Origin of the sequence: Pacificoceanicola niger, from assembly GCF_048553275.1 — a bacterium.
Classification (GTDB): Bacteria; Pseudomonadota; Alphaproteobacteria; order Rhodobacterales; family Rhodobacteraceae; genus Pacificoceanicola.
In genome coordinates this window covers 1-3,315 of sequence record NZ_JBLZMW010000045.1, presented here as the reverse complement: position 1 = coordinate 3,315, position 3,315 = coordinate 1, and the positions used below count along the sequence as shown (strand labels likewise).

Annotated in this window: 7 protein-coding genes; 6 read left to right on the top strand and 1 reads right to left on the bottom strand. The window is 57.9% G+C overall.

Features of this window, described 5'->3' with window-relative positions:
• The 6 genes from ACN2XU_RS24160 to ACN2XU_RS24135 form a co-directional block, all read left to right on the top strand.
• Positions 1–168, top strand: a 168-nt coding sequence (locus tag ACN2XU_RS24160; RefSeq protein WP_500797241.1) for an EF-Tu C-terminal domain-related protein, incomplete at its 5' end; no start/stop codon positions are given.
• A gap of 161 nt (positions 169–329) precedes the next feature.
• The gene (locus ACN2XU_RS24155) at positions 330–773 is read left to right on the top strand and encodes a DUF6680 family protein (RefSeq protein WP_419412887.1); all 444 of its coding nucleotides are present in this window, start codon (positions 330–332) and stop codon (positions 771–773) included.
• 200 nt (positions 774–973) lie between these two features.
• Positions 974–1,279, top strand: coding sequence for a 30S ribosomal protein S10 (rpsJ, locus tag ACN2XU_RS24150; protein ID WP_121631216.1), 306 nt, complete (start codon positions 974–976; stop codon positions 1,277–1,279).
• Positions 1,280–1,291: 12 nt separating this feature from the next.
• Positions 1,292–2,134, top strand: coding sequence for a 50S ribosomal protein L3 (gene rplC, locus ACN2XU_RS24145; RefSeq protein WP_419412886.1), 843 nt, complete (start codon positions 1,292–1,294; stop codon positions 2,132–2,134).
• Complete coding sequence (gene rplD / locus ACN2XU_RS24140) at positions 2,131–2,748, top strand: 50S ribosomal protein L4 (protein ID WP_419412885.1); 618 nt, start codon at positions 2,131–2,133, stop codon at positions 2,746–2,748. Before rplC ends, rplD begins: the two co-directional genes overlap by 4 nt.
• Positions 2,745–3,041, top strand: a complete 297-nt coding sequence (locus ACN2XU_RS24135; protein WP_419412884.1) for a 50S ribosomal protein L23 — start codon at positions 2,745–2,747, stop codon at positions 3,039–3,041. The genes rplD and ACN2XU_RS24135 overlap by 4 nt, the downstream gene beginning before the upstream one ends.
• Before the next feature lie 85 nt (positions 3,042–3,126).
• Here the strand turns inward: ACN2XU_RS24135 and ACN2XU_RS24130 are convergent.
• On the bottom strand, positions 3,127–3,315 hold a 189-nt coding region (locus ACN2XU_RS24130; RefSeq protein ID WP_419412883.1), incomplete at its 5' end, for a hypothetical protein.

The following is a 3,315-nucleotide window of genomic DNA, read 5'->3' as shown; positions in this document are numbered from 1 at the left end:
GGCACGGTTGAGCTTCCCGAGGGCACCGAGATGGTGATGCCGGGCGACAACCTGAAGTTCGCGGTTGAGCTGATCGCCCCGATCGCCATGGAAGACGGCCTGCGCTTCGCCATCCGCGAAGGCGGCCGCACCGTTGGTTCGGGTGTGGTTTCGAAGATCATCGCGTAAGCCACGCGCTTGAGAAAAGAGAAGGGCGTCTCCGAAAGGAGGCGCCCTTTCTCTTTTTGGCTGCGGGCGGAAACTACCACTTATCAACCAATTCCAGCGTTCCTATATTGTTCCCTGTGTAACGGCGTGAGGCGGCAAGGGAAGAAATTTGGATCGGTGTTTTGAGTATCGTAGCGTCTGCAGCTACGATAATTTTGGTAAGTCCGTGGATCGTCACGAGGAAACAAAAACAAAACGGCAAAGAAACTCTCCTTTTGAGGATGCTCAAGACGTGGTTGACGCCAGCTGATCCCGACTATCAAGCCGTGGTGGCCTCAATTCCTATCGTGTATGCGAGGAACAATGCTGTACTAGAAAAGCGCTCTGATTGGCTGGAACATGCGAATTCCGAGCCAGAGCGCTTGAACGCTGGTGACGAAGGCATGAAGTTGCAAGCCGACCTCATTCAGTCAATGGCTGAGGCTGCCGGACACGCTCTTTACGCTGATGATCTCCTCAAAGGTGCCTACATCAGTGATGGGTTTGCCAAACGAGAATACCTGGCTATTCAAGCAGCTGAGGCACAAGCGCGCATCGCTTCAGCTTTGGAGCAAAGCTTGGAATAAAGCCGTCAAGCTTTGAATGCGAAAACAGTTCCCCCGCAGGGTGACTAACCCCTTGCCAGCCCACCCTCAAAATCGTATACGCGCGCAACGATCAATGGATCGTACAAGGGCGGGGTGATTCCCCGCCTTTTAGGTTCGATGAGGGTTGGCGGTGGTCGTCCATCCTCCTCTCAACCTCAATGCCAATAAAGGGTTGTTCAATGAACCAGAACATCCGTATCCGGCTCAAGGCGTTTGATTACCGCGTGCTCGATGCCAGCACCCAGGAAATCGTAAACACCGCCAAGCGCACCGGCGCCACCGTTCGTGGTCCGATCCCGCTGCCGAACAAGATCGAAAAATTCACCGTTCTGCGTGGTCCGCACGTCAACAAGAAGTCGCGTGACCAGTTCGAGATCCGTACGCACAAGCGTATGCTCGACATTGTCGACCCGACCCCGCAGACCGTAGACGCGCTGATGAAGCTCGACCTCGCCGCCGGCGTTGACGTCGAGATCAAGGTATAAGGAGGGCAACGGATGCTGCGCTCTGGCGTAATCGCAAAGAAAGTGGGCATGACCCGTCTCTTCCTTGAAGACGGCAAGCAAGTCCCCGTCACCGTACTTCAGCTTGATAAGCTGCAGGTGGTGGCGCAACGCACCGCAGATCAGCACGGCTACACCGCCGTTCAGCTGGGCGCGGGTACCGCAAAAGCCAAGAACACCTCGAAAGCCATGCGTGGCCACTTCGCAATCGCGAAAGTGGAACCCAAGCGCAAGGTCGCCGAGTTCCGTGTCGACGCCGATGCAATGATCAACGTCGGTGAGGAAATCACCGCCGATCATTACTTCGAAGGTCAGTTCGTGGACGTCGCAGGCACCTCCATCGGTAAAGGTTTTGCCGGTGCCATGAAGCGCCACAACTTCGGCGGTCTTCGTGCGACTCACGGTGTTTCGATCTCTCACCGCTCGCATGGTTCGACCGGTCAGTGTCAGGATCCGGGCAAGGTCTTCAAAGGCAAGAAAATGGCCGGCCACATGGGTGCCGTCCGCGTCACCACGCAGAACCTGCAGGTCGTCAAGACCGACAGCGAGCGTGGCCTGATCATGATCAAGGGCGCGGTTCCGGGCTCCAAAGGTGGTTGGGTGACCGTCAAGGACGCCGTCAAGAAGCCGTTCCCCGAGAACGCCATTCTGCCCGCCGCCCTGAAGTCCGCCGCTGAAGAAGCCGCCAAGGCCGCCGAAGAAGCCGCTGCTGCAGCTGCTGCTGAAGCCGAAGCCGAAGCAGCCCGTCTCGCTGAAGAGCAGGCCGCTGCCGAAGCCGAAGCGCTGAAGTCCGCGGAGGCCGAAATCGAGGCCGAGAAGAAGGAAGGCGAAGAATGAAACTCGACGTCATCAAACTCGACGGTGGGACCGCCGGTTCGGTCGATCTGACCGACGCGATCTTCGATCTCGATCCGCGCGCAGACATTCTGCACCGTGTCGTCCGCTGGCAGCGTAACAAGGCGCAAGCCGGTACGCACAAGGTCAAGACCCGCTCGGAAGTGTCTTACAGCACTAAGAAAATCTATCGCCAGAAGGGCACCGGTGGCGCACGTCACGGCTCCCGCAAGGCGCCGATTTTCCGCAAGGGTGGTATCTACAAAGGTCCGACGCCGCGTTCGCACGGCCACGACCTGCCCAAGAAGGTTCGTGCTCTGGGTCTCAAGCATGCTCTGTCGGCAAAAGCCAAGGCAGGCGCGCTGGTGATCATCGAGAACGCGGAAGCGGAGGGCAAGACCTCGGTTCTGGCCAAGCAGGTCAAGAGCCTTGGCTGGAAGCGCGCGCTGATCATCGACGGTGCTTCGGTCAACGAAGGTTTCGCCGCCGCAGCGCGCAACATCGAAGGTCTGGACGTGCTGCCCAGCATGGGCGCAAACGTCTATGACATCCTCAAGCGTGACACCCTGGTGCTCACCAAGGCGGGTGTCGAAGCTCTGGAGGCTCGACTGAAATGAGTGCAAACGCAACGCATTACGACGTGATCCGCAAGCCGATCATCACCGAGAAATCCACCATGGCGTCCGAGCATGGCGCAGTGGTTTTCGAAGTGTCGATCGACAGCAACAAGCCGCAGATCAAGGAGGCCGTCGAGGCGCTCTTTGGTGTGAAGGTGAAGGCTGTGAACACCACGATCACGAAGGGCAAGGTCAAGCGCTTCAAAGGCACCATGGGCAAACGCAAAGACGTCAAGAAAGCCTATGTGACCCTTGAAGAAGGCAACACGATCGACGTGTCGACCGGCCTCTGATCGCCTGATCATATGAACTTGGGAAACCCCGGCTGCGAGAGCGGCCGGGGTTTTTCGTTGTGCGGTTGCCGCAGCGGGCGGGACGTTAATGGCCTTGCGCGGCGCGCTCATGCAGGCGGATTCGGTACAAAATTGCGTTTGTTCGGTACAAAATGCCGGGCCGGGCTTGCGCCGTGCGCGGAGGCGAACACGCCGTTTGGTAATCCCCCCCGATTTTAAGGGGCTGCAAACGTAGAATTTTCTCGGCAAGATGAACGAGGAGATTTCGAATGAA

Coding starts and splice junctions, on each gene's coding strand:
- rpsJ (WP_121631216.1), top strand. CDS start 974: ATGAACCAGAACATCCGTATCCGGCTCAAGGCGTTTGATTACCGCGTG.
- rplD (WP_419412885.1), top strand. CDS start 2,131: ATGAAACTCGACGTCATCAAACTCGACGGTGGGACCGCCGGTTCGGTC.
- ACN2XU_RS24135 (WP_419412884.1), top strand. CDS start 2,745: ATGAGTGCAAACGCAACGCATTACGACGTGATCCGCAAGCCGATCATC.
- rplC (WP_419412886.1), top strand. CDS start 1,292: ATGCTGCGCTCTGGCGTAATCGCAAAGAAAGTGGGCATGACCCGTCTC.